The organism is Nonomuraea sp. NPDC050536 (assembly GCF_044457685.1).
In the GTDB taxonomy this organism is placed as follows: domain Bacteria; phylum Actinomycetota; class Actinomycetes; order Streptosporangiales; family Streptosporangiaceae; genus Nonomuraea.
In genome coordinates, this window is sequence record NZ_JBITHD010000003.1 from 545,623 (window position 1) to 571,754 (window position 26,132).

At 70.8% G+C, this 26,132-nt stretch carries 24 protein-coding genes; 10 read left to right on the forward strand and 14 right to left on the reverse strand.

Features of this window, described 5'->3' with window-relative positions; all coding sequences use genetic code 11:
• Window positions 1-4: 4 nt before the first annotated feature.
• From ACIBHX_RS12555 to ACIBHX_RS12565, 3 genes are read left to right on the forward strand one after another with little or no spacing between them, the layout of a single operon-like run.
• A complete protein-coding gene (locus tag ACIBHX_RS12555; RefSeq protein WP_397066898.1) occupies window positions 5-1,081 on the forward strand; it encodes an efflux RND transporter periplasmic adaptor subunit in 1,077 nt (358 codons plus the stop codon).
• A complete protein-coding gene (locus ACIBHX_RS12560; RefSeq protein ID WP_397066900.1) occupies window positions 1,078-1,740 on the forward strand; it encodes an ABC transporter ATP-binding protein in 663 nt (220 codons plus the stop codon). Before ACIBHX_RS12555 ends, ACIBHX_RS12560 begins: the two co-directional genes overlap by 4 nt.
• Window positions 1,737-2,933, forward strand: coding sequence for an ABC transporter permease (locus ACIBHX_RS12565; protein WP_397066902.1), 1,197 nt, complete (start codon window positions 1,737-1,739; stop codon window positions 2,931-2,933). Before ACIBHX_RS12560 ends, ACIBHX_RS12565 begins: the two co-directional genes overlap by 4 nt.
• Here the strand turns inward: ACIBHX_RS12565 and ACIBHX_RS12570 are convergent.
• The 4 genes from ACIBHX_RS12570 to ACIBHX_RS12585 all read right to left on the reverse strand — a co-directional run bounded on the left by ACIBHX_RS12570 (window position 2,887) and on the right by ACIBHX_RS12585 (window position 7,085).
• Window positions 2,887-3,660, reverse strand: a complete 774-nt coding sequence (locus ACIBHX_RS12570) for a DivIVA domain-containing protein (protein ID WP_397066903.1) — start codon at window positions 3,658-3,660, stop codon at window positions 2,887-2,889. The genes ACIBHX_RS12565 and ACIBHX_RS12570 overlap by 47 nt on opposite strands.
• Complete coding sequence (locus ACIBHX_RS12575) at window positions 3,657-4,757, reverse strand: globin domain-containing protein (protein ID WP_397066905.1); 1,101 nt, start codon at window positions 4,755-4,757, stop codon at window positions 3,657-3,659. Before ACIBHX_RS12575 ends, ACIBHX_RS12570 begins: the two co-directional genes overlap by 4 nt.
• Window positions 4,758-4,965: 208 nt before the next feature.
• Complete coding sequence (npdG, locus tag ACIBHX_RS12580) at window positions 4,966-5,619, reverse strand: NADPH-dependent F420 reductase (protein ID WP_397066906.1); 654 nt, start codon at window positions 5,617-5,619, stop codon at window positions 4,966-4,968.
• A 314-nt stretch (window positions 5,620-5,933) separates the two neighbouring features.
• Entirely contained in the window at window positions 5,934-7,085 is a 1,152-nt protein-coding gene (locus ACIBHX_RS12585; protein WP_397066908.1) for a lipase family protein, read from the reverse strand.
• Window positions 7,086-7,193: 108 nt separating this feature from the next.
• Between ACIBHX_RS12585 and ACIBHX_RS12590 the strand changes: the two genes are divergently transcribed.
• Window positions 7,194-7,772, forward strand: a complete 579-nt coding sequence (locus ACIBHX_RS12590) for a hypothetical protein (RefSeq protein ID WP_397066910.1) — start codon at window positions 7,194-7,196, stop codon at window positions 7,770-7,772.
• A gap of 70 nt (window positions 7,773-7,842) precedes the next feature.
• On the opposite strand, the gene ACIBHX_RS12595 is transcribed toward ACIBHX_RS12590, so the two are convergent.
• Window positions 7,843-8,793 (reverse strand): LysR family transcriptional regulator, encoded by a 951-nt coding sequence (locus ACIBHX_RS12595; protein WP_397066912.1) that lies wholly within the window; start codon window positions 8,791-8,793, stop codon window positions 7,843-7,845.
• 73 nt (window positions 8,794-8,866) lie between these two features.
• Between ACIBHX_RS12595 and ACIBHX_RS12600 the strand changes: the two genes are divergently transcribed.
• Complete coding sequence (locus ACIBHX_RS12600; RefSeq protein ID WP_397066913.1) at window positions 8,867-9,127, forward strand: hypothetical protein; 261 nt, start codon at window positions 8,867-8,869, stop codon at window positions 9,125-9,127.
• A complete protein-coding gene (locus ACIBHX_RS12605) occupies window positions 9,124-9,774 on the forward strand; it encodes a cyclase family protein (protein ID WP_397066915.1) in 651 nt (216 codons plus the stop codon). Before ACIBHX_RS12600 ends, ACIBHX_RS12605 begins: the two co-directional genes overlap by 4 nt.
• Here ACIBHX_RS12605 and ACIBHX_RS12610 read toward each other — a convergent pair.
• A complete protein-coding gene (locus ACIBHX_RS12610; protein WP_397067085.1) occupies window positions 9,771-9,944 on the reverse strand; it encodes a hypothetical protein in 174 nt (57 codons plus the stop codon). The two genes, ACIBHX_RS12605 and ACIBHX_RS12610, sit on opposite strands and share 4 nt — an antisense overlap.
• Window positions 9,945-9,976: 32 nt before the next feature.
• Here ACIBHX_RS12610 and map point away from each other — a divergent pair, with 32 nt between their 5' ends.
• The gene (gene map / locus ACIBHX_RS12615; RefSeq protein WP_397066917.1) at window positions 9,977-10,825 is read left to right on the forward strand and encodes a type I methionyl aminopeptidase; all 849 of its coding nucleotides are present in this window, start codon (window positions 9,977-9,979) and stop codon (window positions 10,823-10,825) included.
• Here the strand turns inward: map and ACIBHX_RS12620 are convergent.
• The 4 genes from ACIBHX_RS12620 to ACIBHX_RS12635 all read right to left on the reverse strand — a co-directional run bounded on the left by ACIBHX_RS12620 (window position 10,822) and on the right by ACIBHX_RS12635 (window position 15,247).
• Window positions 10,822-11,208 (reverse strand): sensor histidine kinase, encoded by a 387-nt coding sequence (locus ACIBHX_RS12620; RefSeq protein ID WP_397066918.1) that lies wholly within the window; start codon window positions 11,206-11,208, stop codon window positions 10,822-10,824. The two genes, map and ACIBHX_RS12620, sit on opposite strands and share 4 nt — an antisense overlap.
• A 163-nt stretch (window positions 11,209-11,371) precedes the next feature.
• Window positions 11,372-13,345, reverse strand: a complete 1,974-nt coding sequence (locus tag ACIBHX_RS12625) for a cytochrome c oxidase assembly protein (RefSeq protein WP_397066920.1) — start codon at window positions 13,343-13,345, stop codon at window positions 11,372-11,374.
• On the reverse strand, window positions 13,342-13,917 hold the full coding sequence (locus tag ACIBHX_RS12630) for a copper resistance protein CopC (RefSeq protein ID WP_397066922.1): 576 nt from the start codon (window positions 13,915-13,917) through the stop codon (window positions 13,342-13,344). Before ACIBHX_RS12630 ends, ACIBHX_RS12625 begins: the two co-directional genes overlap by 4 nt.
• A 46-nt stretch (window positions 13,918-13,963) precedes the next feature.
• Window positions 13,964-15,247: a helix-turn-helix domain-containing protein gene (locus tag ACIBHX_RS12635; protein ID WP_397066923.1), complete on the reverse strand. Its 1,284-nt coding sequence runs from the start codon at window positions 15,245-15,247 to the stop codon at window positions 13,964-13,966.
• Between the two features lie 419 nt (window positions 15,248-15,666).
• On the opposite strand from ACIBHX_RS12635, the gene ACIBHX_RS12640 reads away from it, so the two are divergent.
• On the forward strand, window positions 15,667-18,486 hold the full coding sequence (locus tag ACIBHX_RS12640) for a BTAD domain-containing putative transcriptional regulator (protein WP_397066924.1): 2,820 nt from the start codon (window positions 15,667-15,669) through the stop codon (window positions 18,484-18,486).
• A gap of 43 nt (window positions 18,487-18,529) precedes the next feature.
• On the opposite strand, the gene ald is transcribed toward ACIBHX_RS12640, so the two are convergent.
• Window positions 18,530-19,645: an alanine dehydrogenase gene (gene ald / locus ACIBHX_RS12645; protein WP_397066926.1), complete on the reverse strand. Its 1,116-nt coding sequence runs from the start codon at window positions 19,643-19,645 to the stop codon at window positions 18,530-18,532.
• Window positions 19,646-19,744: 99 nt separating this feature from the next.
• Between ald and ACIBHX_RS12650 the strand changes: the two genes are divergently transcribed.
• Window positions 19,745-20,611 carry an excalibur calcium-binding domain-containing protein gene (locus ACIBHX_RS12650; RefSeq protein ID WP_397066927.1) on the forward strand — a complete coding sequence of 289 codons (867 nt, stop codon included), beginning with the start codon at window positions 19,745-19,747 and terminating at the stop codon, window positions 20,609-20,611.
• Here ACIBHX_RS12650 and ACIBHX_RS12655 read toward each other — a convergent pair.
• From ACIBHX_RS12655 to ACIBHX_RS12665, 3 genes are read right to left on the reverse strand one after another with little or no spacing between them, the layout of a single operon-like run.
• Window positions 20,608-21,984 (reverse strand): NCS2 family permease, encoded by a 1,377-nt coding sequence (locus tag ACIBHX_RS12655; protein WP_397066929.1) that lies wholly within the window; start codon window positions 21,982-21,984, stop codon window positions 20,608-20,610. The genes ACIBHX_RS12650 and ACIBHX_RS12655 overlap by 4 nt on opposite strands.
• Window positions 21,985-22,040: 56 nt before the next feature.
• The gene (locus tag ACIBHX_RS12660; protein WP_397066930.1) at window positions 22,041-22,265 is read right to left on the reverse strand and encodes an EF-hand domain-containing protein; all 225 of its coding nucleotides are present in this window, start codon (window positions 22,263-22,265) and stop codon (window positions 22,041-22,043) included.
• Window positions 22,262-24,475, reverse strand: coding sequence for a molybdopterin cofactor-binding domain-containing protein (locus tag ACIBHX_RS12665; protein WP_397066931.1), 2,214 nt, complete (start codon window positions 24,473-24,475; stop codon window positions 22,262-22,264). Before ACIBHX_RS12665 ends, ACIBHX_RS12660 begins: the two co-directional genes overlap by 4 nt.
• 93 nt (window positions 24,476-24,568) lie before the next feature.
• Between ACIBHX_RS12665 and ACIBHX_RS12670 the strand changes: the two genes are divergently transcribed.
• Window positions 24,569-26,047: a PucR family transcriptional regulator gene (locus ACIBHX_RS12670; protein ID WP_397066932.1), complete on the forward strand. Its 1,479-nt coding sequence runs from the start codon at window positions 24,569-24,571 to the stop codon at window positions 26,045-26,047.
• The last annotated feature ends 85 nt before the right edge of the window (window positions 26,048-26,132 follow it).

Below are 26,132 nucleotides of genomic sequence, written 5' to 3' on the forward strand. Positions count from 1 at the left end.
CCCGATGAAGGGCGTGATCGTCGCCCTGGAGACCACCGCGATCGGTGCGGCCGTCACCGCGGGAGGTGTGTTCGCCGCGGGGGCGTTCTTCCACGACGGCCCGCACGCCGCGAAGGCCGCCGCCCCCGCCACCCACCCGCCCGCCACGGCCACCGCCGCGATCACCCGCGGCGACCTGATCGACCAGGAGAGCGTGGACGGCAAGCTCACCTTCGCCGACGGCCGCACGATCAAGGCCGGCCAGGCGGGCACCGTTACCGGCCTGCCGTCCGAGGGCGGCGTCGTCACCCGCGGCCAGGCGCTCTACCGCGTCGACCGCAAGCCGCAGCTCCTCCTGTACGGCGAGCTGCCCGCCTACCGGGACCTGGAGGATGGCGTCAAGAAGGGACCCGACGTCGAACAGCTCGAACGCAACCTCCGCGCGCTCGGCTTCGGCAAGGGCGTGACCGTGGACGGCAGATTCACCGCCGCCACCGCGCGAGCCGTACGCAGATGGCAGAAGCACAACGGGCTGGAGCGCACGGGCCGGGTGGGGGCGGGACAGGTCGTGTTCCTGCCCGGCGCGGCCCGGGTGAGCGCGACGAGCGTCGAGGTGGGCGACCGCGTCGCGCCTCAGCGGCCGGTGCTGGAGGTCACCACCACTGAGCGGCTGGTCCGCATCGACCTGGACGCCGACAAGCAGGACGTGGCGCGGGCGGGCAGGAAGGTCACGGTCAAGCTGGCCGAGGGCAGGCCCGTCACGGGCACGATCTCGAAGGTCGCCAAGGTGGCCAAACTGGTCAAGTCGAACGGCCAGGACAAGGGCCAGGCCGTGGTCCAGGTCGAGATCAAGGTCCCGGCCAAGGCCGTGGGCGCGCTCGACGAGGCTCCCGTCACGGTCGAGCTGCGGCGGCAGCGCGCCAGGAACGTGCTCAGCGTCCCCGTCGAGGCGCTGCTCGCCCTGCCGCAGGGCGGCTACGGGGTCGAACTCGCCGACGGCCGCCGGGTGCCGGTGACCACGGGCGCGTTCGGCAGCGGCCGGGTCGAGGTGAGCGGGCAGGGCATCGCCGAGGGCATGCGGGTGGCGGTGGCGGGACGATGAGCCGGCCGATCCTGGAGATCCACCGGGTCAGCAAGACCTACGGCAGCGTGCGGGCGCTGCGCGAGGTGAGCCTGACCATCCGCCAGGGCGAGATGGTGGCCATCGTGGGCCCGTCCGGCTCGGGCAAGTCCACGCTGCTGCAGATCGCCGGCACCCTGGACCGGCCCACCTCGGGCACGGTCCGCGTGGCCGGCTACGACGTGAACCGGCTGTCGGACCGGGAGCTGTCGGCGCTGCGCGCCCGCTACATCGGCTTCGTCTTCCAGCAGTTCCACCTGGCTCCTGGACTGTCGGCGCTCGACAACGTGGCCGACGGGCTGCTGTACTCCGGGCTGTCGCTGCGGGTCCGGCGCGCGCGGGCCGCCCAGGCGCTGGAACGGGTGGGGCTCGGGGACCGGCTGCGGCACCGGCCGCACCAGCTCTCGGGCGGTCAGATGCAGCGGGTCGCGGTGGCCAGGGCGGTGGCCGGCGAGCCGCCGCTGCTGCTGGCCGACGAGCCGACCGGCAACCTCGACACCGAGTCCGGCGCCGAGGTGCTGTCGGTGTTCCGCTCGCTCAACGCGGCCGGGATCACGATCGCGCTGATCACCCACGATCTGGACGTTGCCACGGCCTGCCCGCGCAGGATGCGGGTGCTCGACGGGCGGATCACGCCGTGAGCGGGCCGCTGCGCCCGGTCCGGTTGCGGCCCTCCGACCTGGTCAGGCTCGGCACCGCCGGGCTGCGCGCCAGGCCGGTGCGTGCGCTGCTCGCGGCTCTGGGCATCGCGGTCGGCATCGCCACCATGGTGACCGTCGTGGGCATCTCCGCCTCCAGCCAGGCCCGGCTGCTGCGCCAGCTCGACGCGCTCGGCACGAACCTGCTGCGGGTCTCCCCCGGCGACGACCTGTTCGGCGGTGACCCGGTCAAGCTGCCCAAGGGGGCGGCGGCAGCCGTACTGCGCATCGACGGGGTGCGCGAGACCGGCCAGACCGGCGACACCAAGGCCACGGTCAGGCGCAACGACCTGATCTCCAGCCAGGTCTCGCTCGGCATCAGCGTGCAGGCCACCAGCCTGGACCTGCTCGGCACGCTGGACGGCAAAGTCCGCTCGGGGACCTGGCTGAACGCGGCGACCGAGCGGCACCCGGCGGTGGTGCTGGGATCCGTGGCGGCCGAGCGGCTCGGGCTCACCGCGCCGGACGCCCAGGTCTGGATCGGCGACCGGTGGTTCACCGTGATCGGGATCCTGGACCGGATGCCGCTGGCCGAGGAGATCGAGCGGTCGGCGCTGGTCGGGTTCCCCGCCGCCGAGGAGTACCTGAACTTCGACGGCCATCCGACCACGGTCTACGAGCGGTCGGACGACCAGAGCGTGGAGATCGTGCGGGACGCGCTGGCCAGGACCGTCAGCCCGGAGCGGCCAAGCGACGCCAAGGTGAGCCGCCCGTCGGACGCGCTGAAGGCCAAGGCCGCGGCGGCAGGCGCGTTCACCGGGCTGATGCTGGGGCTGGGCGCGGTCGCGCTGTTCGTGGGCGCGGTCGGGGTGGCCAACACGATGGTCGTGGCGGTGCTTGAGCGGCGCAAGGAGATCGGGCTGCGCCGCTCGCTGGGGGCCACCCGCGCGCAGGTGCGCACGCAGTTCCTGGTGGAGGCGCTGATCCTGTCCGTGGCGGGCGGGGCCTTCGGCGTGGCCGGAGGGGCGCTGGCCACGTTCGGCTACGCGGGCGTCAACGCGCTGCCCGCCGTGGTGCCGATGTGGGCGCTGGGCGGGGCGCTGGGGACGACGCTGCTGATCGGGGCGCTGGCCGGGATCTACCCGGCGATCAGGGCTGCCCGGGTTCCTCCTTCTGTCGCTCTGACAGCCCAGTGAGCTCGGTCCTCTCCCACTCCTCCAGGTTGGCCAGCACCACGCGCAGCGAGTCACGCAGGTTGCCGCGGTAGTGGCGGTTGGTGGCCCTGAGGTGCTCGGCCTGCTCGTCCTCGCCCTGCTCGACCGCCCTGGCCAGCAGCTCGGCGCGGCGACGGCGGGCGTCCTCGACCAGTTCCCTGCTGTACTGCTGCGCTTCCTGCATGTACTGGTCGGCGGTCTGCTGGGCCTGAGACAGGATGCTCGCCGCGTAGACGTGCGCCTCGTGGACCCGGCTCACCGCCTGTTGCACGGGGACGTGCTCCTCCTGCTTGGTGTCAAGCTCCTTCCCGACCGGCTCCTCCTGCGGGGCCGGCTGGGGCGGCGTTTCCGCTGGAGACGTGCCCGCGATGTACTCGCGCAGGCGGGTCACCTCGGCCTCCAGGGCCCGCTTCTCCTGCAGCAGCACGGTCAGCTCCTGCTCGACGCGGTCGAGGAAGGCGTTGACCTGCTGCTCGTCCAGGCCGCGCTTGCCGAAAGCGGCCCGGCGGAACACCACGGACCGCAACTGCGCGGGGGTGAGCCAGTCGGCGGTGCGCGCCTCCCAGGGCTCGGCCGTCGCCCGTGGCTCGTCCCACTGCGGCTCCTCCCACGTCTCCTTGTGGCCGTTCTGCCCCGGCTCCTGCCAGGGCACCACGTCTTCGGCGGGGGCGGAGAACTTGGCGTGGAACTGCTCCACGTTGTCAGTCATGATGCGAACCTCTGTGGCGGCGTGGCCACCGTGCCGGCGAATCGTTCCAGGTGGATGCGGGTGTCGTTGAAGCCGTTGGCGCGCAGCCGCCCGACCGTGTCGTCGACCATGGCCGGCGGCCCGCAGATGTAGGCCTCGTAACCGTCCCAGCGGCCGTAGCGGCCGACGACCTCGCCGGCCGTGCCCGAGGGCGCCATGTCGGGATCGAGCACGTCCGACAGCGCCGGGGTGACGTTGAGCCAGGAGTAGCGGGCCGCCCAGGTGCGCAGCGCGGCCAGGTCGTACAGGCCCTCCGGCTCGCGGGCGCCGCAGAACAGGCTGACCCAGGGCGGCACCGGCAGCCGGGTGACGTGTTCGAGAATCGCCTTGATCGGCGCCAAACCCGTGCCGCCCGCTATCAGCAGCAGATTTCTGCCCGTGGTGGGATTGAGCGTGAGCGTGCCGACCGGCGCGCCGAGCTTTATCGTGTCGCCTTCCTGTAAATGGCGCACAAGTGTCTGGCTTACCACGCCGGACGCTTTCACGTGCAGCTCGATCGTATTGTCCTGGCGCGGCATGTTGGCCATCGAATAATAACGCCACGTATTCGGCCGGCGAGCCACTTCCACGGGCGCCGACTGGCCTGGCACATATGGATAGGGGCGGTCGATCAGCAGGCGCAGCACCGCCGTGTCGACGGCCCGCCGTTCATGGCTGATCACCTCGGCGGTCCACCGCGCGGGGCGCGTGGCCGCGTCGAGCTGAGCGCCCTCCACCAGCACCCGCGTGATCTCCCCCAGGAAACGGTGCCACTCGGCCTCCAGCTCCGCGTTCCACACGGGTCCCGAGAAGCGCCGCATCGTGCCGACCACGCTGGCGCCCCACTGCGTGTAGTGCTCGGGCTCGGCACCGAACTTGCGGTGACTGCGCCCCAGGCGGTGCAGGTAGGGGGTGATCTCGGGGATGTCGCCCGCGTGCTCGACGGCGAAGGCGAGCGCGGTCATCAGCCGTGCCCGCTGGTTGCGCATGGTGAGCGGGAACATTTCCCGTAGCTCGGGTGCGCGCAGGAACAGATCGGAGAATAAATACAGCGGCACCGTGTCGCCGTATTTGGCCACCAATTCGAAGTTGTCTTTGAGTCGCTGAAAAGCCAAAAGAGCCCCCCGGTAGAACTCTAATATTTTGTACCTTAACCAGGCATGTGGTGATTGTCCACCGCCTTGACCGGGGGAAATCCAATGAGTATGGGCTCCAGCCTTGACATGACGAAGGGGGAGCCCTGCCCTCCCGGGCCTGGCTCCCCCTGTGTTTTGACGTGCTTGGACGTCAGACGTCGGTGATCCGGATGCCGGCGTGGGCCTTGTAGCGGCGGTTCACCGCGATGATGTTGGCGGTCAGCGCCTCCACCTGGTGGGCGTTGCGCAGCCGCCCGCCGTAGATGCCGCGCACGCCGGGAATGACGGCGGCCAGCGCCTGGACCAGGTCGGTGGCCTCGCGGTCGTCGCCCAGCACGAGCACGTCCAGGTCGATCTTGTCCACCTCGGGGTCGAGCAGCGTCACGGCCGACACGTGGTGGAAGGCGGCCACCACCCGACTGTCGGGCAGGACCTGCTCGGCCTCCTGGGCGGCGCTTCCCGCCTCGACCTTCAGCGCGTACGCTCCCTGCTTGTCGAAGCCGAGCGGGTTGACGCAGTCGACGACGATCTTGCCGGCCAGTTCGGTGCGCAGGGACTCCAGCAGCGCCTTGTGCCCCTCGTACGGCACGGCCACGATCACGATGTCGGTCTCGGTGGCGACCACGTGGTTCTCGGCGCCCCGGGTGCCGGAACCGATCGAGTCGGCGGCGTCCTGCGCCCGCTGCGCGTTGCGCGACCCGATCACCACAGGGTGCCCCGCCAGCGCGAACCTCCGCGCCAGCCCCTTCCCCTGATCACCCGTTCCGCCCAGGATGCCTACCGAAAGCCCGCTCACGTCAGTCATGGGTCAGATCATGCCAGATCACCTTTTCCCGCCTTCGTACGGCGGCCCAGCGCGGGAGCCCCAGTACCGGGGTTGGGGTCTACGTACGGCGGCCCGCCCCGCGTACCCCCGGTACCGGGGCCTCGTTCCGTGAGCCGGTCCGGGTACCCCGGTACTGGGGTGGGGCGGAGTCGTGGCGGCGGGAGAGCGTCCTCGACTCGCCGGAAGCGCCGGGCGCGGGCCCCTGGCCGAAGTGCGGAGGGCGGCCGGTTGGGGCGGCCTGCCGTACAGGACCATGAAAGAGCACCAGGGGCCCGGGGATATGACGAGCGCGGTCAGCAGTTGGACAGGGCGGGGAGGCCGAGGATGCGGAGGGCCAGCCATTCGATGGCCAGCGGGCCGCCCTCGACCGCGCCGAGGACGTGGCTGGGTGCGGGCAGCGAGGTCCAGCGGACGGTGACGCCGGCGCGGCAGTACTCCGAGCGCAGCGTGGAACCGATCTCTTGCGGGATGATCTCATCCCCCTGCGCGTGGTAGAGGAAGAGCGGCACGTGCGGCGGCTGGGCGCCGAGGCGGTTCTCCGACAGGCGGGCCAGCCACTTGGGCTGGTTGAGCAGGTCCACCGTGCTCAGGTCGGAGAAGCGCAGCCCGGCGAGCTTGCTCAGGTCGCCCACGCAGTCATCGGCCGCGTCGGCCAGCAGGGCGCGCCCGCGGGCGTTGAGGTCGTCGACCAGGCGCAGTTCGGGATAGGCGGCGTCCAGACCGACCCCGGCCGCGGCGCCCAGACCGAAGTTGGCCGAGCCGTCGAGGTGGTCGGCGACGGCGTGCAGGTCGGCGGGGACACCGCCGGCGGCCACGCCCTTGAGCCGCAGTTCGGGTGCGTAGGAGGGCTGCAGCTGGGCGGCCCAGGCGGCCGACGCGCCACCCTGCGAGTAGCCCATGACGGCCACCGGCGCGCGGTCGGACAGCCCGGCTCCCGAGACGCGGGTCGCGGCCCTGATCGAGTCGAGCACGGCGTGGCCCTGCGAGATCCCGGCCATGTAGGTGTGCTCGCCGGGCGTGCCGAGGCCCTCGTAGTCGGTGACGGCCACGGCGAAGCCCTTGAGCAGGAAGAGGCTGACCAGGGCGAGCTCCGCCTCGGTGCCCTGGCTCATGCTGACCGAGGGCGCGCACTGGTCGCCGAGCCCGTGGGTGCCGACGGCGTACCCGATGATGGGGCGCCGGCCGAGCGGATAGGAGGCCTTGGGCACGAGCAGCGTGCCGGAGACGGCGTTGGCGTTGCCGGTGGCGGAGGTGGAGGTGTAGAGCAGGTGCCAGGCGTTGACCGGGACTTCGAGCAGTTTGCCGGGTAACGCGTAGACGGTGGTGGGCTGGGCGGAGATGACATCCCCGGGCGCGGCGGCGCGGGCGGGGATGGCGACGAGCGACAGGATCAGCAGCAGGATGGCGGACAGGCTGACGCGGACACGTAATCTACGTAATCTCATGTGCCGCCCCTCTCGTGGGGGACCACTCGTGGGAGGGCGGCGCCGCGAGCCGATCGTTACCCGCGAGTAACACCTTGTCAAGGCCCGAAGTGAACCATCATGGACGGCATGGACTCAGGGTCGGTCGCCTTCCTCCGCGAGCTCCTCACCGACACCGGCTGGCTGGAGCGCACCCGCGAGCTGGGTCTCGCGCTGCGCACCACCCGGTCCCCCGGCGGGCTGCTGCTGGTCGGCACGCCCGACGACGAACCCTGGCACCTCACCGCGCACCTCGGCGACGAGGCCAGGCTGTCCGGGCTGACCCAGCTGACGCCCACCCTGGTGCGCTGGCAGCCGCCCGCCGACGCGCCCGCCCATCTGCGGATCGGCCTCGACCGCCTCGAGCAGGCGGCCCGCGGGGAGACGCTGTTCGTGGTGGCGGAGCAGAAGGCGCCGGTGCCGCTGCTCGAGCGGGTCGACGACGCGCGCCGTACCGGGGCGACGATCCTCGCACTCGAGAGCGGGGACGCCGAGCTCGTCGGGCTGGCGCACGACGCGATCGCGGTGCCCGAGCACGGGCTGGTCACCTTCGACGGCGCGCAGCACCTGGTCAGCGCCGCCGCGGGCGAGATCGCCCAGCGCCCCACCCTCCGCGAGCGCCTCGCCCGCCTCCTCGACAAGGTCAGCGGCCCGGCCCTCCCCGACTGACCCTGCTCTACGGATCTTGTACGGCGGGCCGCCGACTTTCGCGTGCACCGGCGCCTGGGACAGCGCCCGGTCAGGGCTCCACCGAGGCGGGGGTGAGGTGGGCTTCGAGGGATTGGCCGAGGTTGAGGGTGGCCTGTTCGATGGCGGCGATGACGACGGCCTGGACGGGATCCGGCTCGCCCGAGCCCGTACGGCTGATGCGGGTGACCGCGGCGAGGCGGCGGGCTCCGACGTTGCGTACCTCGCTGACCTGCACCTCCCCCTCCGGCACGTCGAGGAGCGCGAGCCCGGGCACGATGGCCACACCGTGACCGGCCGCCACCAGCGCCAGCGTCGGGCCGAACTCGGTGATCACGTGGACCTTGCGGGGGGCGAAGCCGTGCAGCCCGGCGAGGCGGTCGAGGGCCTGACCGCAGGCCTGGTCGGGCTCCCCCGCCACCCACGGCGTGTCGGCCAGGTCGTCGATCTCCTTCGGGAGCGGCCAGCCGGGCGGCACCACGATGCGGTACTCGTCCACGTAGAGCGCCCGGGTCGCCAGCGACGGCTGGGCCAGCGCCGGCAGCCCCATGTCGTGCTCGGTGATCAGCACGTCGACCGCGCCGAGGCGGAGCTCCTGGAGCGCGGGCTGGCCGTACACCTCGTGGATGGTCGGCGCGATCTTGGGATGCCTGACCGCCAGGTCGCGCATGGCGGGCACGAGCATGTGCTTGATCACCGTGGGGAACGCGGCGATCCTGACGGGACCGGCCAGCCGCTCGGTGAAGCGGGTGAGCTCCCGCTTGGCCTCGGCAAGCTCGTCCTCCACCCGTTCCGCGTAGCCGGCCAGGACGCGTCCGGCGGGCGTGAGCGACACGCGGCGTTGCGAGCGGTCGATGAGCGCCAGACCGACCTCGCGTTCCAGCTGGGCGAGCTGCTGGGAGACGGCCGAGGGCGTCAGGAAGAGCGCCTCTGCGGCGCGCATGACACCGCCACGGCGGTGGACCTCGTACAGGACACGCAGGCGCCGGGGGTCGATGTCCATGCAGGTCAGCTTACGCGCCACGTTAGCTTTCTTTAATTGCCCTTCAGGGGTCCGAATCCGGACAATGGCCCCCATGGACTTCCTGCTTGCGGCAGTCGGCTGGATCGGCGCCGCGCTACTGCTGTTCGGCTACGGCATGGTGTCGTCGTCCCGGATGTCGGGTGACGGCCTGCCGTACCAGCTCATCAACCTGGTCGGCGCGGTCAGCCTCATGGTCAACAGCGCCTACAACGCCGCGTGGCCGTCGGCCGGGCTCAACCTGGTGTGGGCCGCGATCGGCATCGCGACCGTCATCAAGCTGGGCACCGCCACTCGTCAGGGAGTTTCCCAATGATCGTCGAGCTGAGCCACCGCATCACCCACGGGATGGTGACATATCCCGGCATCCCGGCCCCGGAGATCGGCGTGCACCTGAGCAGGGAGGATTCCAAGCAGGTCTACGCCCCTGGCACCGAGTTCACCATCGGCATGATCACCCTGGCCACCAACACCGGGACGTACGTGGACACGCCCTTCCACCGCTACCCCGACGGCTCCGACCTGTCGGAGTTCCCGCTGGACAGGCTGGTGGACCTGCCCGGGCTGGTGGTCCGCGCCGAGGGGCTGCCGTCCGTGGGGCTGGATCTCGTGAAAGATCGGGAGGTGTACGGCAAGGCCGTCCTGCTGCACACCGGCTGGGACCGCCACTTCGGCACCGAGGACTACTTCGCCGGCCACCCCTACCTGGAGCCCGAGGCGGCCGGCTGGCTGGCCGAGCAGGGCGCGGCGCTGGTCGGGATCGACTCCCTGAACATGGACGCCACCCCGCCACGCGGCGAGCGGCCGGCCCACACGAGGTTCCTGGCGGCCGGGATCCCGCTGGTGGAGCACATGACGGGGCTGGGCACGCTGCCGGACGACGGCTTCCGCTTCCACGCGGCGCCGCCGATGATCGCCGGCCTGGGGACCTTCCCCGTGCGGGCCTACGCGATCGTGCCCTAGTCGTCCCGCTCGGCCTCGTCCCACGCCTTGTTGCGTTCGGCCGCGCGCTGCAGGGCCCCCGCGGCCTCCTCTTCGGTCGCGTAGGGGCCCATGCGGTCCTTGTTCGGGCAGCCCTGCTCGGGCTCGACACGCATGTGCTTGAGGCAGAACCACCACTGGCCATCGCTCACGCCACCAATGATGCCCCGTAGACTCAGGTTTCATGACGACACTGCTCCAGCCCGGGCGAGTCTCGCCCATGCGTAAGGTGCCCGCCGCGATCCAACGGCCGGAGTACGTCGGCAAGAAGCATCCCAAGACGGGCGAGTCCGACGTCAAGACGCCCGAGCTCATCGAGAGGATGCGCGTCGCCGGCCGGATCGCCGCGCAGGCCCTCGAGGAGGTGGGCAAGCACGTCAGGCCCGGCGTGACGACCGACGAGCTCGACAGGATCGGCCACGAGTTCCTCATCGACCACGGCGCCTATCCCAGCACGCTGGGCTACCGCGGCTATCCCAAGTCGCTGTGCACCTCGATCAACGAGGTGATCTGCCACGGCATCCCCGACGACACCGTGCTGCGCGACGGCGACATCGTCAACGTGGACATCACCGGCTACATCGGCGGCGTGCATGGTGACACCGACGCCACCTACCTGGTCGGTGACGTGGACGAGGAGTCGCGGCTGCTGGTCGAGCGCACCCGCGAGGCGATGATGCGCGCGATCAAGGCGGTGGCGCCCGGCCGTCAGCTCAACGTGGTGGGCCGGGTGATCGAGGCCTACGCCAAGCGCTTCGGCTACGGCGTCGTGCGCGACTTCACCGGGCACGGCATCGGCACCACGTTCCACTCGGGGTTGATGGTGCCGCACTACGAAGACCCGTCGCTGCAGGTGGAGCTGAAGCCGGGAATGACGTTCACGATCGAGCCGATGCTGACGCTGGGCACGATCGAGTACGACATCTGGCCCGACAAGTGGACCGCGGTGACCAAGGACCGCAAGCGTACGGCCCAGTTCGAGCACACGATCCTGGTGACCGACAGCGGCAGCGAGATCCTGACGCTCCCCTAACGCCTGGGCACGATCCCCGATACGGTCGTGCCCTCGCCCTGCACGCTGGTCACCGACAGGCTGCCGCCCAGCTCGGCCATCGAGGCCCGCATGCGGGCGATGCCGCGCGCGGCCTGGTTGAGCGAGAAACCGTTGCCGTGGTCGCTGACGGTCAGCTTCAGTCCGCTCTTCCCCACGGTGACCGCGATGGACACCGTCGTGGTGCCGCTGTGGCGCTCGACGTTGTCGAGGGCCTCCCTGATCACGACCAGCACCCCGCGGGCGATGCGTGACGGCACATCGACGGTGGGCAACGCCCAGGTCTCCACGACGATCCCGGTACGCCCGGACCATTCACCGAGGTAGCTCTCGAGCTCCTCGGCCAGGCTTCGCCCCCCGCGCATACGCGTGTCTTCCGTCAACTGAACTCGCCTTCCTGAGCATCCAAGCACGCGCCGATCCCCGAGAGCTGCAACTTTGGCGCGGTGATGCTCGACTCCCCCGAAAGCCAGGCTACCTTCGGGCAACCGGAGCCGATGGGGAGGATAGGATGCCGTGACCGTCAGGCTACTCGCCCTTGTCCATGCGATTGAGGTTGGCGAGATAGGCGTTGTAGGCATCGAGTTCGACGTCGCCGCCGCGCTGCGCCGCCCGCCGGTCGCCGCGCCGGGCCTTGCGGTCCTCGTCCGCGTACCACTGCACGGCGATGGTCAGCAGCACGATCAGGGTCGGGATCTCGCCGAACCCCCACGCGATCGCCCCGCCGGTCTGCTGCTCGTCCAGCAGCGGCCCGCCCCAGGTCCTGCCCAGCTTCTCGTACCAGCCTGAGGCGATCACGGTGCCCATCATCATGAGCGCGATGCCGAAGAACGCGTGGAACGGCATGGTCACGAACAGCAGGAGCAGCTTGCCCACGTACGGCAGGCGGTGCGGCGCCGGGTCGATCCCGATGATCACCCAGAAGAACAAGGACCCGCTGAGCAGGAAGTGCAGCGTCATCGCGATGTGGCCGAGGTGCTCCTCCATGGCCGAGGCGAACAGCGGCGTGAAGTAGAGCCCGTAGGTGGAGGCGATGAAGATCGCCGTGGCGATGCCGGGGTGCGCGATCACCCGCACGAACCGGCTGTGCAGGATCGTCGTGATCCACTCGCGCGGTCCTCGGTCGCCACGCCTCTTCGCAGGCTTGAGCGCGCGCAGCGCCAGCGTGACGGGTCCGCCCAGGACCAGGAAGATCGGCACCACCATGGACAGCGTCATGTGCTCGATCATGTGCACGTCGAACATGACCTTGGCGTAGCGGGCCAGGCCGCTCTGGGTGGCGATGACCAGGATGAGCACGCCGATGTACCAGGCGACGGTGCGGCCCCACGGCCAGCGGTCGCCCCGCCGTATCAGCCGGTAGACCCCCGCGGCGTACAGGCCGGCGAGCAGCGCGGCGACCAGCGCGAAGAACAGGTCGAGCCACCACAGCGAGACGAGGTTGCCCAGCGTGAGCTCCGGCGGCATGCGGAAGCCGAGCAGCTCGAAGGCCGGGTCGCTGGGCAGGTCGACCGGCGGCGGTGGCGTGCGCGACAGCGCGACGGCCAGGCCGACCGTGGCGAACATGAGCAGCATCTCGCCGCCCGCCAGCCGCGTGAACGAGCCCGGCTTGCCCTTGCCCAGGCTGACCAGGCTGCGCTGACGGTGCCAGTAGCCCACGTAGCCGAGCAGGACGAAGGCGATGATCTTCGCCACGATCAGCACGCCGTACGCGGAGGTCCACAGATCCGACACCGCGGTCAGCCGCGCGATCACGCTGAACAGCCCGGACAGGCCGACGCCGACGTAGCACCACAGCGCCATCCGCGAGAACCGGTCGGCCGCGACCTCCAGGTGCGGTTGCTTGCGCACGGCGTGCAGGGCCAGTACGGCGAGCCCGCCCACCCACAGCGCCAGCGCCAGCAGGTGCAGCGACAGGCCCGAGGTGGCCAGGTCGTGGTTGGGCGAGGAGGCGGAGTGCCCGGTGAGCGCCGGCGGCAGCAGCGTGGCCAGCGCGAAGACCAGCAGGCCCGCCGCGGCGCCGGCGGTGATGGCGCCGCGCGAGAACAGCGCGATGGCCACCGCGAACAGCACCACCAGCGTGAGCGCGATGCCCTGGCTGGTCTGGGTGGCGTAGCTGGTCAGGAAGTTGCCCTGGAAGATCTGGCCGAGCGGCATGCCCCAGGAGTCGGCCGTGCCGAACATCAGGGCGAGTGTCGCGGCGCCCGCCCAGCACAGCGCGCTCCACGAGGCGGCCTTGACGTAGCCGAGCGCGGGCTTGCCGAGCAGGCCCTTGTCGTTGGGCAGCAGGGCGGTGGCCATCAGCAGCAGGCCGATGGTGACGATGGCGCCGCCGTCCATGGCCAGCTTCGACAGCGGCAGGCCCCACCGGGTGAAGGCGCCGGCGTCGGGCAGCCCGGGGATGATCCTGGGGAACGCGGCGCCCCCGGCGATCATGGCGATGATCAGCCCGGCGAGTGCCGCCCCCGCCGCCGCGAGCGCCAGCCGCGCGGCCCTGGTCATCGCTTCTTGTTCCGTACGCTGAGCAGGAAGCCGATCCCGATGCCGACGAGCGCGCCCACCGCGATGATCAGCCAGACGGGGAACGTGCCCCCCGACTCCTCCTTGGCTTCCGTGGCGACGGCCTTGTCGGCAGCCTGCAAGGGGGTGTCGTTCGGCGTCGCGCCGGCGGTGGCCTGCGAGGGGCTGTCGCTGGGCGTCGGCGTCGGGGAGGCCGCCTTGACGGTGAAGGGGATCTCGCCCTCGATCGGGTGCCCGTCGGAGGACACCACCCGGTAGGCGATCGTGTACTTACCCGCCCCCAGCGGCTCCTTCAGCGCCTGCCGTACCGTCGCGCCGTCGACGGACGGCTTGCCCGCCTGGTGGCCGGCGCCGTCGGCGCCGCGCACGAGCACGGTCGGCATCCGCACGCCCTCGGAGAAGACGAGGCTGACCCGGTCGACGGCCTCGACGGTGGACCCCTTGGCGGGGTCGCTGCTCTTGAGCGAGTCGTGCGCCAGCGCGGGCCCGGCAGTGCCGAGCACGAACAGGGCGGCGATGAACGCGGTAAGTGCCGCGAGCGGGGATCTCTTCATGACACCCCCAAGGCTACCGACGCCGCCGCCCGGTCCGGACTCCGCGCTACAACCCAGCGCAGGCCAAGGCCCGCTGATACGCCTCCACGGCCCTGTCCTCGTCACCGAGCTGCTCCATGGTCTGGGCCGTGGCGTACCAGTTGGAGGCGGAGCGACTGGTGTCGGGCATCGGAGAGAGCCAGTCGCGCACGCTCTCCACGTGATGCCGTGCCTCTGTGAGCCTGCCGGTGGCGGTGTAGGCCAGGCCGAGGAGCAGATTGGCCGCGGCTCCCAGCGCGAGCGCGGAGTCGGGCAGCAGGGCGCGGGCGTCCGCGGCGTGCTCGGCCGCCTCGGCGATGTCGCCTGTGATGATCTCGGCACGCGCCAGCTCAACCATGGTCCTGGCGCGGTCGACGGTGCTGACGGAGGTCTGCGAGGTTTCCGCGACCGCCTTGCGCAGGGCCTCGCGGGCGATATGCGCCTCGCCGGGACGGTTGCGGAGGTGCAGCTGGGCCAGGGCCACGCGCATCCTGGCGGTGTTGCGCGGCTGGCCCGTCTCGGCCTGGACGGCCATGGCCCGCTCGGCGAAGGTGAGCGCCTCGTCTCCGTGACCGGCGGCGCTGGCCACGTAGGCGGCGTTCCAGTTGGCCGCGACGGTCGAGCGTGGCGTGCCGAGCGTGTCGGCCGCGTTGAGCAGCTCAGCCGCGAACTGCCTGGCGCGGAGCAGATCGCCGCGCTCCAGGTAGGCCGACAGGAGCGTGGCGCCGAGCTCGACCAGCAGGTCCGACCAGGCGGGCCGGGCGGCGGAGCCCAGGATCTCCTCGCCGACCTGGACGGCCTCGGTCAGGCGCTCGCTGTCGCGGTAGGCGCGGCACAGTGCGATCGCGATCTCGATCCGGCGCTCGGAGGTGATGTCCTCCTGCCGCAGCTGGTTCAGTATCGCGATGGCCTCGACGTGGTCTCCGCAGGCCTCCGAGGCGAGGGCCAATCCGAGTTCCGTGTCTTGACGCAGCGACTGCAACCCTGTCAGGTTGTTGTTCGCCAGCAGCTCGGCGAAGCGGGTGCGGGCTTCGGAGATCTCGCCGTTCTCCATGGCCAGGCGCGCGTAGCCGAGCGCCAGTTCGATGTCTTCCATCTGTTCGGCGGTGACGCCGTTGACGAGATATGAGAGTGAGCAGTCCAGCTTCTGAGCCAGCAGCTCCAGGACCGCCGGGGTCGGGGTACGCTTGCCACTCTCGATCAAGGAGACGTAACTATCTGAGAGTTCTGGGTGCGCCAGTTGCGCCTGCGACAGGCCCCGCTGTCGCCGAACAGTCTTAATTCGGAGTCCGACCAGGTCAGATGTGGTCACGCTGTCACTCCCCTGAGATGATGTCCACGCAAACCCACGGCGAGGGAGCCCCTCATGCGCACGCGTCTTGCCCTGTCCGTACTCGCTGCCCTTATGTCGGCTATCGCGGTACTTGGAGGCAATGCTACGGCCGCAAGTGCCGACACGTCTTCCCCCAGTCAGCCCACAATGATTGCAAGTGTGGACGACGTTTACTGCTGCTGACCTCAGCAGGGCGCAGACTGTAAGAGTGTCCACCTGACGCCAGCGGGTGGACCTCATGGAGCCGCGAGGGAGCTTGTGCATGCCAAAATCCGGCCGCGAGCTCCCCACTCGCCCGCAGCTCTGCCGACGGTAGCCATCCCGTCTACATTTTTTCTACAGAAGCCGTTTCTGAGTACGCTGCCGGATGCGTCATCCGCATCTACCAGGGAGGCCGGGTGGCCGAGGGCATCGTGATCCGCTTCCTCGGACCGGTCACGGGCGTCAGGGACCGCTCGCCGCTCGACCTCGGAACGCCGCGCCAGCAGGCGACCTTGGCCGTGCTCGCCTCCCGGATCGGCCGGGTCGTCACGATGAACCAGCTGATCGAGGCTCTGTGGGGTGACGATCCGCCCAGGACCGCCGAACAGAGCGTATACACCTACATCGCGGGATTACGGCGGGCACTGGAACCAGGGCGTGGCCCCCGGGAACCCTCCCGGTTGCTGGTCGGGGCGTCCGGCGGCTACGTCCTGCACCTGCCGCCGCATCAGGTGGATGTCGCGGTACTGAACGAGCACCTCGACGCCGCCCGGCGCGTGAGGCAGTCAGGTGACCATCTCGAAGCCCTGAGCCATCTCGACGAGGCCCTCGCGCTGTGGCGCGGCCCGACGCTGAGCGGCATTCCCGGGCCCTTCGCGGAGAGCGAGCGTGACCGCCTCGAGCAGTTGCGTGCCGACGCCGTCGAGTGGCGCGCCGAGGCGCTGATCGAGCTCGGACGGCTGCAGCAGGCGCTGGCCCCGCTCAGGGAGCTGACCGCGCAACATCCCCTGCGGGAACGTGCCCGCGAGCTGACGATGCTGGCTCTGGACCGGCTGGGCCGCCAGGCGGAAGCCCTGCAGGTGTTCGAAGAGGCCAGGCGCGTGCTCAACGACGAACTCGGCATCGACCCCGGAGAGGGACTGAGCCGCCGCCACGAGGCGATCCTGCGCGGCGGGTCCCGGCCCCCGTCCGAATCCCCCATCCCGCGGCAGCTACCGCGTGATCTCATCGGATTCGTCGGCCGCGCCCAGGAGACCCTCCACCTGAGGGGACGGCTGGCCCCTTGGAATGGCTCTCCTCCGCACCCGCTGGTCGTGATCTCCGGCGCACCGGGCGTGGGCAAGTCGGCACTGGCGATCCGCGTCGCCCACTTGGTCAAGGACCGCTTCCCGGACGGGCAGCTGCACGTGGACCTCAGGGGCGCGACACCCAACGTGCCGGAACTGGAGCCGGCCGCCATCCTCAGGAGGCTGCTGCGGGCTCTCGGCGTGGACGACGACGCCGTGCCCGCCGACCTGGACGAGGCGGTGGCCATGTGGCGGGATCGGCTGGCGGGCAGGCGAGTCCTGGTGGTGCTGGACGACGCGGCCAGGCTCGATCAGATCCGCTGCCTGCTGGCGGTCCCGAAGGGCAACTCCGTCCTGGTGACCAGCCGGGAGAGCCTGGTGGCCGGCGACGACTGCTACCAGGTACACCTCGCCCGGATGACCAGGGCCGAGGCGACGACCCTGCTGTCCAAGCTGATCGGAGCCGGACGCGTGGCCCAGGATCCGGCCGCCGCCTCCACCCTGGTGCGGCTCTGCGAAGGGCTCCCCCTCGCCCTCAAGATCGCCGGTGCCCGGCTGGCGGACCGGCCGAGCTGGAGCCTGTCCTCGCTGACCGACCGGCTGAACGACGAGCGCAGGCGGCTGAGCGAGCTCGAGATCGGCGACCTCGCGGTGAGGTCCAGCCTCACGTCCAGCTGGAAGGCCCTCCGCGCCGGACCGCGGCCGGTGGACGCCTCCGCCGCACGGGTGCTGTCCCAGCTGGGTGTCCTGCACGTGCCGACGGTGTCGGCCGAGGTCGTGGCGGCGCTGTCGGCCATGAGCGACGCCGAGGCGGAGCGGAGCCTGGAGAGGCTGGCGGACGCGCATCTGGTGGAGCGGAGCCGTTCCGGGCACTACCAGCTCCACGACCTGGTGCGGCTCTTCGTCGGCGAGCTCGCGCCCGATGACCAGCACCCGGCGCTGATCAGGGCGCTGAGCTTCTACGTCGTGACTGCCAGGCAGGCCTGCACCCTGCTCGATCCCCATCGGGTGCAGGCCCCCGCCCCGGAGGTGGATGCCACCCCGCCGGCGATGAAGGACAGGGACGCGGCGCTGCGGTGGCTGGAGGCGGAGGAGACCAACATCGGGCACGCGGCGATGCAGGCGATGGTCCACGACGACCCGGCCGTCGCCCGGCTCGGTGTGGCGCTGACGTTCGCGGTGTTGTGGTACCAGAACGGCGCGCACAGGGGGGCGGAGCTGGTCATGCTCAACTCTGCGGCGCTCGGGGTGGGCGAGCGGCTGGACGACGAGCTGATCGTCCGGGGCGCCCACTCCCACCTGGCCGGCGGCCTCCGGATGCTCAGTCGTCTCGCGGAGGCGGTCGAGCACCTGCGGATCCAGCTGGAGATGGCCAGGGCCGCCGGTGACGCCTTCGACGAGCAGCGGACCCTGGGAAACCTGGCGATGATGCATGTGACCATGGAGGACTTCGCGACGGCACTGGACTACGCGAACGCCCAGCTGAGCCGCGCCCGCGAGATCGGCTCGACCATCGGGGAACGGTACTCCCGGCTGGTGGCCGGATCGGCCTATCGCGGGTTGGGCCGGCTCGACGAGGCGGAGGCGTCGCTGCGGATCGCGCTGCACAGCGCCAGGAGCGCCGGTGACGCCTTCCACGAAGCCCAGGCCAACATGATCCTTGGGGAGGTGCATCTCGCCGGTGAGCGGATCGGCTCGGCACTCGGCTGCCTCGGCCAGGCGGTGCTGCAGTGCAGGGACGTCGGTTACAAGATCGGTGAGTTGCGTTGTCTCGTGGGGATGGCGCAGGCGCATCGGACCGAGGGCGAGCTCGACAAGGCGCTGGAGGCGATCGACAGCGCGATGCCGCTGGCGCGCACGCTGGGCAACGTGCGCTGGGAGCGCCGGGCCGAGCGGGAGCAGGCGGCCGTGCACGAGGCACTGGGGGTCCCACCCATGCGGACCATCTGATCACGTGCGCATGGGAGCGGCGAAGATCGTCAGTGAACTCTGGCTAAGCGATGACCTCCGCGATCGGTAGCCAGTCCAGGCCGTGGGCCTCGGCCACCGCTCGGTTGGTGACGTGGGACTCGTGGGTGTTCAGGCCCAGCGCCAGGGAGTGATCCAGGCGCAGCGCCTGTACCCAGCCCAGGTTCGCGATGGCCAGCGCGTACGGCAGCGTCACGTTGGTCAGCGCGAACGTCGAGGTGTACGGCACGGCCCCCGGCATGTTGGCCACGCAGTAGAAGACCGATTCGTGCACCTTGTAGGTGGGATCCTCGTGCGTGGTCGGCCGGGAGTCCTCGAAGCAGCCACCCTGGTCGATCGAGATGTCCACCAGCACCGAACCCGGTTTCATGCGCGAGACCAGCTCGTTGGTCACCAGCGTGGGCGCCTTGGCGCCGGGCACCAGCACCGCCCCGATCACCAGGTCCGCCTCCATCGCGGACCGCTCGATCTCCAGCGTGTTGGAAGCGAGCGTCTGGCAGTGACCCTGGTAGATCGAATCCGCCTGGCGCAGCTTGTCGATGTTCTTGTCCAGCAGCAGCACCTCCGCCTGCATGCCGAGAGCGATGGCGGCCGCGTTCATGCCCGATACGCCCGCGCCGATCACCACGACGTTGGCGGCGCGCACCCCGGACACGCCGCCCATCAGGACGCCCCTGCCGCCCTGCGAACGCATCAGGTGGTAGGCGCCGACCTGCGGCGCAAGGCGTCCTGCCACCTCCGACATGGGAGCCAGCAGCGGCAGCGCGCCGTTGGGCGTCTGGACAGTCTCGTAGGCGATGCCGGTGATGCCCGCGTCGAGCATCGCTCTGGTGCACGCCGGAGAGGCGGCCAGGTGCAGGTAGGTGAACAGGACCTGCCCCTTGCGCATCCGGTGGTACTCCTCGGCCTCCGGCTCTTTCACTTTCATGATCAGTTCGCACTCGGCCCAGACATCGTCGGCACGTTCCAGGATCACCGCGCCCGCACGCACGTAGTCGGCGTCGGGAAGTGACGATCCCGCGCCGGCGTCGCGCTCGACGCAGACCTGATGGCCGTGCCGTACCAGCTCGAAGACGCCCGCCGGGGTGAGCGCCACGCGGTACTCGCTGTTCTTGACCTCTCGCGGTACTCCGACCTTCATACTTAGGTCTTTCCCCAAAGCGAGGATTTTTCGCCTGATTACCCCGCTCAGGCTCGTCCTCGATAGGCTCACCCGCAGCCCGTACGTCAGGATATGGAGATGCCGGAACAGCCGCCCCCCGCCGAGCCGGAGAGGCCCAGGGCCAGCAGGCTCACCACCATCGTGCTGCTCGTCTCGCTTGTGCTCGTCGTGCTGATCGCCGGTGTGCTCGGTACGGTGGCCGTCCTGATGACGCGCAGCCCCGACGCCCCCCTCCTGGGCGGGGCGCCGCCGCAGCGACTGGCCGTGCCCATCCACTTCGCGGCGGTCAAGGAGACCAAGCCCGCGCCCTGCCCCGGCGCGCAGGCCGCGCTCGACGCCGAGCAGAAGACCTGCTACCTGCTGGAGGACGGCGTCACCGTCAACGCGGTGCAGCGCATCGAGCCGGTCAGGGAGAAGGACGGCACGTACTCGGTGCGGATCGCGATCGCGCCCGCCTTCAGGGAGAAGGTGGCCGCCGTCATCGACGAGCTCGAGCCCGACCAGCGGCAGGTGGCGCTGGTGCTGGTGCCGAACACGGTGCTGGCCGCGCCCTACGTCACGCAGGACATGGACGGCGACAGCGTCAGCATCGCCGGATACTCCCAGCAGGACGCCGAGGCCCTGGTGGCCAAGCTGCTGGGCGGCGCCTCGCCGCAGTCGTCCCCGCCCTCGTCCTCAGCCTCGTCCCCGGCGCAGCAGCCCACCGCCCCGGCCACGCCGACCCTGTCGACCACCCTGTCGACCACGCAGCCGACCACGCAGCCCACGACGGGCTCCACGGCTCCCGTGGGCGGCAGCCGTACGCCCGACCCGAAGTACCCCAGCTGCAAGGAGGTCGTGGCAGCCGGCAAGGGCCCGTACTACAAGGGCATGCACGAGGAGTACAACTGGTACCCCGACGTCGACCACAACGGCGCGGCCTGCAACACCGGAGACCTCCACTAGACCAGGTTCTCGATGAGCGTGATCCCGAAGTAGGCCAGGAAGACGGCCGAGACCCCCCACAGCAGCCACGGGATCTCGTTGAACTTCCCGAGGGCCGCCTTGATGAGCGTGTAGGAGATCACCCCGGCGCCCACGCCGTTCGTGATCGAGTAGGTGAACGGCATCAGGGCGATCGTCAGGAACGCCGGGATCGCCACCTCCAGGTCCTCCCAGGGCACGTTCCGGCTCTGCGTCATCATCAGCGCGCCCACCAGCACCAGCGCGGGCGCGGCCGCCGCCGCGGGCACCACCACCGCCAGCGGCGTGAACAGCAGCGTCAGCGCCAGCAGCAGGCCGGTCGCCACGCTGGCCAGCCCGGTGCGCGCGCCCTCGCCGACGCCGGCGGCCGACTCGACGAACACCGTGTTGGCCGAGGAGCTCGTGGCGCCGCCGATCACGCCCGCGATGCCGTCCACGGTCAGGATCCTGCCCAGCCGCGGCACCCGCCCCTGCGGGTCGACCATCCCGGCCTCGTCGCTGACGCCGATGATCGTGCCCATCGCGTCGAAGAACCCGGACAGCACCAGCGTGAACAGCACCACGGTCGCCGTCACCGCGCCCGCCGTGGCGAACCCGCCGAACAGGTCGAACTTACCGATCAGCCCGAAGTCCGGCGCCGCGACCAGCCGCTCGGGCACCCTCGGCACCACCACGCCCCAGGTCCGCGGGTCGATCCTGACCAGCCTGTTCACCAGCACGGCCAGCACGGTCGCCACGATGATCGAGATGAGGATGGCGCCCGGCGTCCTGCGCACGAACAGCACGATCATCAGCAGCAGCCCGAAGCAGAACACCACCACCGGCCAGCCCACCAGATGGCCGCCGCTGCCCAACTGCACGGGCGTGCCCTTGCCCGGCGTCACGAACCCGGCGTCCACCAGCCCGATCAGCGTGATGAACATGCCGATGCCGATGCTGATGGCGTGCTTGAGCGCCAGCGGGATCGAGTTCATGATCAGCGTCCGCATGCCCGTCACGGCCAGCAGGATGATCACCGCGCCCTCGATCACGACCAGCCCCATGGCCTGCGCCCAGGTCATGAACGGCGCGGCCTGGTAGGCCACCACCGCGTTCAGCCCCAGCCCGGCCGCCAGGCCGAACGGCGCGTTGCCCACGAAGGCCATCAGCAGCGTCGAGACCGCCGCCGCCAGCGCGGTCGAGGTCGTCAGCTGCGCGATCGTCAGCTTGGCGCCCGTGACGTCGTGCGCGCCGCCCAGGATGATCGGGTTGAGCAGGATGATGTAGGCCATCGCCATGAAGGTGGTGATCCCGCCACGCACCTCCCGCGCGACCGTGGTCTCCCGGCCGCGCAGCTCGAACAACCCGTCCAGCACCGATCTCTCCCCCCGTCGCCGGGGGATGAGCGGTTCCTACCCTGTCTCGGGTACGGCTACCGCTTCTCGTGCCTGCCGCCGCCCACCAGGGCGACGAACTCCTCCAGCCCCACCTTGCCGTCGCCGTCGCGGTCGGCCGAGGCGATGAACGCCTCGATCTCCTCCGCCGACGCGCCGTGGTCGCCGAGCGCCTCGTTGACCTGGCGGATCTCGGCGGCCGTCAGCACACCGTCGCCGTCGGTGTCGTACTTCTCGAACTCGGCCCTGGCAGCGTCACTCATCGGATTCCCTCCCCGTAGTCAACCAAGGCGATATCTTCGGGCCGAATCGGAACCCGCGTCAACTGCCGGCCGCTCGCCGCCCGGACCGCCGCGGCTATCGCCGGGGTCGAGGACAAGGTGGGAGGCTCGCCCGCGCCGCGCAAGCCATAGGGGGCCGCCGGGTCCGGATTTTCCAGGATCTCCATGGTCATGGGTGGCATGTCGAGAATTGTCGGGATCAGGTAGTCGGTGAACGATGGATTCAGCACCCGGCCGTCCCTGATCTGGATCTCCTCCATCAGCGCCAGGCCGAGCCCCTGCGCCGAACCGCCGTGGATCTGGCCCTCCAGCGCCTGCGGGTTCATGATCCGCCCCACGTCCTGCACCGCGGCCAGCTCCACGACCTTGACCAGCCCCAGCTCGGCGTCCACGTCCACCACCGCCCGGTGCACGCACAGGGCCAGCTGCGTGTGCGAGGAGCCCTGCCCGGTCATCGGGTCCAGCGGGTAGGTCGGCCGGTGCCGGTAGACGCGCGTCTCCTCGATCGGGCCGAACTTCTCCAGCGCCTCGCGCGGCGGCAGCCCCTCGAAGCGCTCCCGCACGGCCTCGCAGGCCGTCTTGACCGCGCCACCCGTGACGTACGACTGCCGGGAGGCCGACGACGAGCCGGCCGAGCCCACCGCGGTGTCGGCGGTCGCCACGGTGACCTGGTCGATGCCCAGCTCGGTGCGGGCGATCTGGGCCTGGATCGTCACCAGGCCCTGGCCCACCTCGGCCGCGGCGGTGTGCACGGTGACGTGCGGCTCGCCGTTGATCAGCTCCGCGCGCACCCTGGCCGTCGAGTAGTCGTCGAAGCCCTCGGAGAAGCAGATGTTCTTGATGCCGACGCCGTAGCCGACGCCCCGCCGTACCGACTCGCCGTGGGTGGTCTGGGAGACGCCGCCCGGCAGCGAGCGCAGGTCGTCGTCGGCGGGTGGCGGCAACGGCATGGCGTGGAGGCGGCGCAGCATGTCGGCCAGCGGCGCGGGCGAGTCGATCACCTGGCCGGTGATGAGGTGGGAGCCCTGCGAGACGGCGTTGCGGATCCTGATCTCCAGCGGCGACAGGCCGCACGCCTCGGCCAGGCGGTCCATCTGCGACTCGTAGGCGAAGCAGGCCTGAACCGCGCCGAAGCCGCGCATCGCGCCGCACGGCGGGTTGTTGGTGTAGACGCCGGTGGCCACCACGTCCACGTTGGGCACCTCGTAGGGGCCGACGCCGAGCGAGGCCGCGTTGCCGACCACGGCGGGCGAGGAGGAGCAGTACGCGCCGCCGTCGAGCAGGATGTCAGCCTTGACGTAGACCAGCCTGCCGTCACGGGTGGCGCCGTGCTCGTAGCGCATCCTGGCCGGGTGGCGGTGCACGTGGCCGAAGAACGACTCCTCCCGCCCGTAGACGATCTTGACGGGCCGGTTCAGCCGCAGCGCCAGCATGCAGGCGTGCGCCTGCATCGACAGGTCCTCGCGGGCGCCGAACGCGCCGCCCACGCCCGACAGCGTCAGCCGCACCTTCTCCGGCGGCAGGCCCAGGCAGGGGGCCAGCTGGTCGCGGTCCACGTGCAGCCACTGCGTGGCGATGTACAGGTCCACGCCGCCGTCCTCGGCCGGGACCGCCAGGCCCGACTCGGGGCCGAGGAAGGCCTGGTCCTGCATGCCGACCTCGTACTCGCCGGTCACCACGACGTCCGCCTCGAAGGTGTCGCCCACCTTGACCGGCTGGCGGCGCAGGATGTTGCCGCCCGGGCGGAGCTTGGGCTGGGTCTCGTCATGTGCCGCTTTATAGGGATCCGTCACGGCTTGCCGGATCTCGTACTCGATGACGATCTTCTCCGCGGCCCTGCGCGCCGTCTCCGGATGGTCGGCCGCCACCAGCGCCACCGGCTCGCCCTGGTAGTTCACCTGGTCGATGGCCAGCACCGGTTGGTCCTTGTGCTCCAGGCCATAGCGCTTGTCACCCGGCACATCCTCGTGCGTCAGTACGGCCAGCACCCCCGGCACCGCCAGCGCCGGTCCCACGTCGATCGACCGGATCCACGCCGAGGCGTGCGGGCTGCGCAGCGTCACGCCCCAGACCATCCCGTCGAGCCACAGGTCGGAGGCGTAGGCGAACTCCCCCGTCACCTTCAGCACCCCGTCGGGGCGCCGCACGCTCTCACCGACGCCCTGCCGCGTCACGCTGGCCGTCTCCGTCATCTTTCGAGTAGAGCACCGGCGTTCTCGCAGTCCAATGCATGTGCGGTGAAATTGCGGTCAGGGGTTCGCGGGACGACTTGTATATTCCTCCAAGTGCGGATCAGTGACCTGCTGGCGATGCCGGAGCTTCGGCTGAGGCTGCTCTCCGGGGATCCCTCGCGCGAGTTCAGCACCGTGCACATCACGGATCTGCCCGCGCCTGGCCGCTACCTGTCGGGCGGCGAGCTCGTGCTGACCGGCCTGATGTGGCGCCAGTCGCCCGGCGACTCGGCCGCCTTCGTCGCCGCCCTCGTCGAGGCCGGGGTGGCGGGCCTGGGTGCCGGACAGGCCTGGCTCGGCCACGTCCCCGCCGACCTCGTCGAGGCGTGCAGGGAGGCGGGGCTGGCGCTCTTCGAGGTGCCCACCGAGATCTCCTTCCGCACGGTCGCCGAGGTGGCCGTGCCGCGCCTGGCGGGCGACGTGCGTGACGCGCTCGGCCGTCAGCGCCGCATCGTCGCGGCCGTCGCCGAGGGCGCCGACCTGCCCGAGCTGTTCGCGCTGACGGCCGCCGAGCTGGGCATCACGGCCACGCTGCTGTCCGCGACCGGCGCCCCGCTGGTCGGCCCGCTGCCTGAGAGCGAGGAGACGGTACGGCTGGCGCGGGACTACCTGACCGCCGCCCGCCTCCCCACCAGGTCCGGAAATTTCACCATCTTCGCCGTCGGGCGGGGCCATCGCGCGGCCGGATGGCTGCTGGCATGCGAGGGCGACCTCATGGACCGCGCCGACCTGGGATACGAGCTGGCCGCCGGCCTCGCCCTCGAACGCAGCCGGATGGAGGAGGGCCGCCGGGTCGAACGCCGCCTGGCCGAGCAGCTCGTCGGCGCCGCCCTGGCCGACGCCGACCAGGCCGAGCTCACGGCACGGCTGCGCACCTGCGGGATCGAGGCGGCCGAGCCGTACGCGATCGTCGACGCCACCGCGGCGGCCCGCGGACCCGACGACGCCGCGCTGGGCGGGCAGGTGATCGAGGAGCTGCTGGCGCGCGAGGTCGTCGCACCCGCCGGGGCGGACGGCGCCGTGGCACTGGTCCCGCTGCGCGGCACGACCGTCGACGAGCTTTCCCGGCGCCTGCGCCGCGGCGCGGACGTCCTGGCGGCACTGCCGGACACCCGGGTCTGCGTCGGCGTGAGCGGCGCCCTCACCGGCGCCGCCGCCATCAGGGGCGGCGTCCAGGAGGCCGGGCACGCCAGGCGCCTGGCCGAGGCCCGTGGCGGCGGCGTGGTCACCAGCGACGAGATCTACACCCACGCGCTCCTGCTCGCCACGGTGCCGGGCGACATCCGCCGCTCCTATGCCGACAGGCTGCTCCAGCCGCTCGTCGACTACGACCGCGGCCACCAGTCGGACCTGGTGCGTACGCTGGCCACGTTCCTGGACTGCACCGGCTCGTGGAACGCCTGCGCGGAGCGGCTGCACGTGCACGTCAACACGGTCCGCTACCGCATCCGCCGCGTGGAGGAGCTGACAGGCAGGGATCTGGCCACGATGGCCGACAGAGTCGACTTCTTCCTCGCCCTCCAGGCCCTCTGAGAGCAGCGTTTCCCCATGCGATGGGTGGAAACGGAAAGGCGCGCCGCTGTCGGTCAGCGGCGCGCCTCGTGGTGAAGCGTCGTGG

What these genes read in the sequence shown, in the direction of transcription:
- ACIBHX_RS12605 (WP_397066915.1), top strand. Translation starts at nt 9,124, where the DNA reads ATGATCGTCGAGCTGAGCCACCGCATCACCCACGGGATGGTGACATAT.
- map (WP_397066917.1), top strand. Translation starts at nt 9,977, where the DNA reads ATGACGACACTGCTCCAGCCCGGGCGAGTCTCGCCCATGCGTAAGGTG.
- ACIBHX_RS12665 (WP_397066931.1), bottom strand. Translation starts at nt 24,475, where the DNA reads ATGACGGAGACGGCCAGCGTGACGCGGCAGGGCGTCGGTGAGAGCGTG.
- ACIBHX_RS12555 (WP_397066898.1), top strand. Translation starts at nt 5, where the DNA reads ATGAAGGGCGTGATCGTCGCCCTGGAGACCACCGCGATCGGTGCGGCC.
- ACIBHX_RS12625 (WP_397066920.1), bottom strand. Translation starts at nt 13,345, where the DNA reads ATGACCAGGGCCGCGCGGCTGGCGCTCGCGGCGGCGGGGGCGGCACTC.
- ACIBHX_RS12570 (WP_397066903.1), bottom strand. Translation starts at nt 3,660, where the DNA reads ATGACTGACAACGTGGAGCAGTTCCACGCCAAGTTCTCCGCCCCCGCC.
- ACIBHX_RS12600 (WP_397066913.1), top strand. Translation starts at nt 8,867, where the DNA reads ATGGACTTCCTGCTTGCGGCAGTCGGCTGGATCGGCGCCGCGCTACTG.
- npdG (WP_397066906.1), bottom strand. Translation starts at nt 5,619, where the DNA reads ATGACTGACGTGAGCGGGCTTTCGGTAGGCATCCTGGGCGGAACGGGT.
- ald (WP_397066926.1), bottom strand. Translation starts at nt 19,645, where the DNA reads ATGAAGGTCGGAGTACCGCGAGAGGTCAAGAACAGCGAGTACCGCGTG.
- ACIBHX_RS12590 (WP_397066910.1), top strand. Translation starts at nt 7,194, where the DNA reads ATGGACTCAGGGTCGGTCGCCTTCCTCCGCGAGCTCCTCACCGACACC.
- ACIBHX_RS12585 (WP_397066908.1), bottom strand. Translation starts at nt 7,085, where the DNA reads ATGAGATTACGTAGATTACGTGTCCGCGTCAGCCTGTCCGCCATCCTG.
- ACIBHX_RS12650 (WP_397066927.1), top strand. Translation starts at nt 19,745, where the DNA reads ATGCCGGAACAGCCGCCCCCCGCCGAGCCGGAGAGGCCCAGGGCCAGC.
- ACIBHX_RS12560 (WP_397066900.1), top strand. Translation starts at nt 1,078, where the DNA reads ATGAGCCGGCCGATCCTGGAGATCCACCGGGTCAGCAAGACCTACGGC.
- ACIBHX_RS12630 (WP_397066922.1), bottom strand. Translation starts at nt 13,917, where the DNA reads ATGAAGAGATCCCCGCTCGCGGCACTTACCGCGTTCATCGCCGCCCTG.
- ACIBHX_RS12660 (WP_397066930.1), bottom strand. Translation starts at nt 22,265, where the DNA reads ATGAGTGACGCTGCCAGGGCCGAGTTCGAGAAGTACGACACCGACGGC.
- ACIBHX_RS12595 (WP_397066912.1), bottom strand. Translation starts at nt 8,793, where the DNA reads ATGGACATCGACCCCCGGCGCCTGCGTGTCCTGTACGAGGTCCACCGC.
- ACIBHX_RS12620 (WP_397066918.1), bottom strand. Translation starts at nt 11,208, where the DNA reads ATGCGCGGGGGGCGAAGCCTGGCCGAGGAGCTCGAGAGCTACCTCGGT.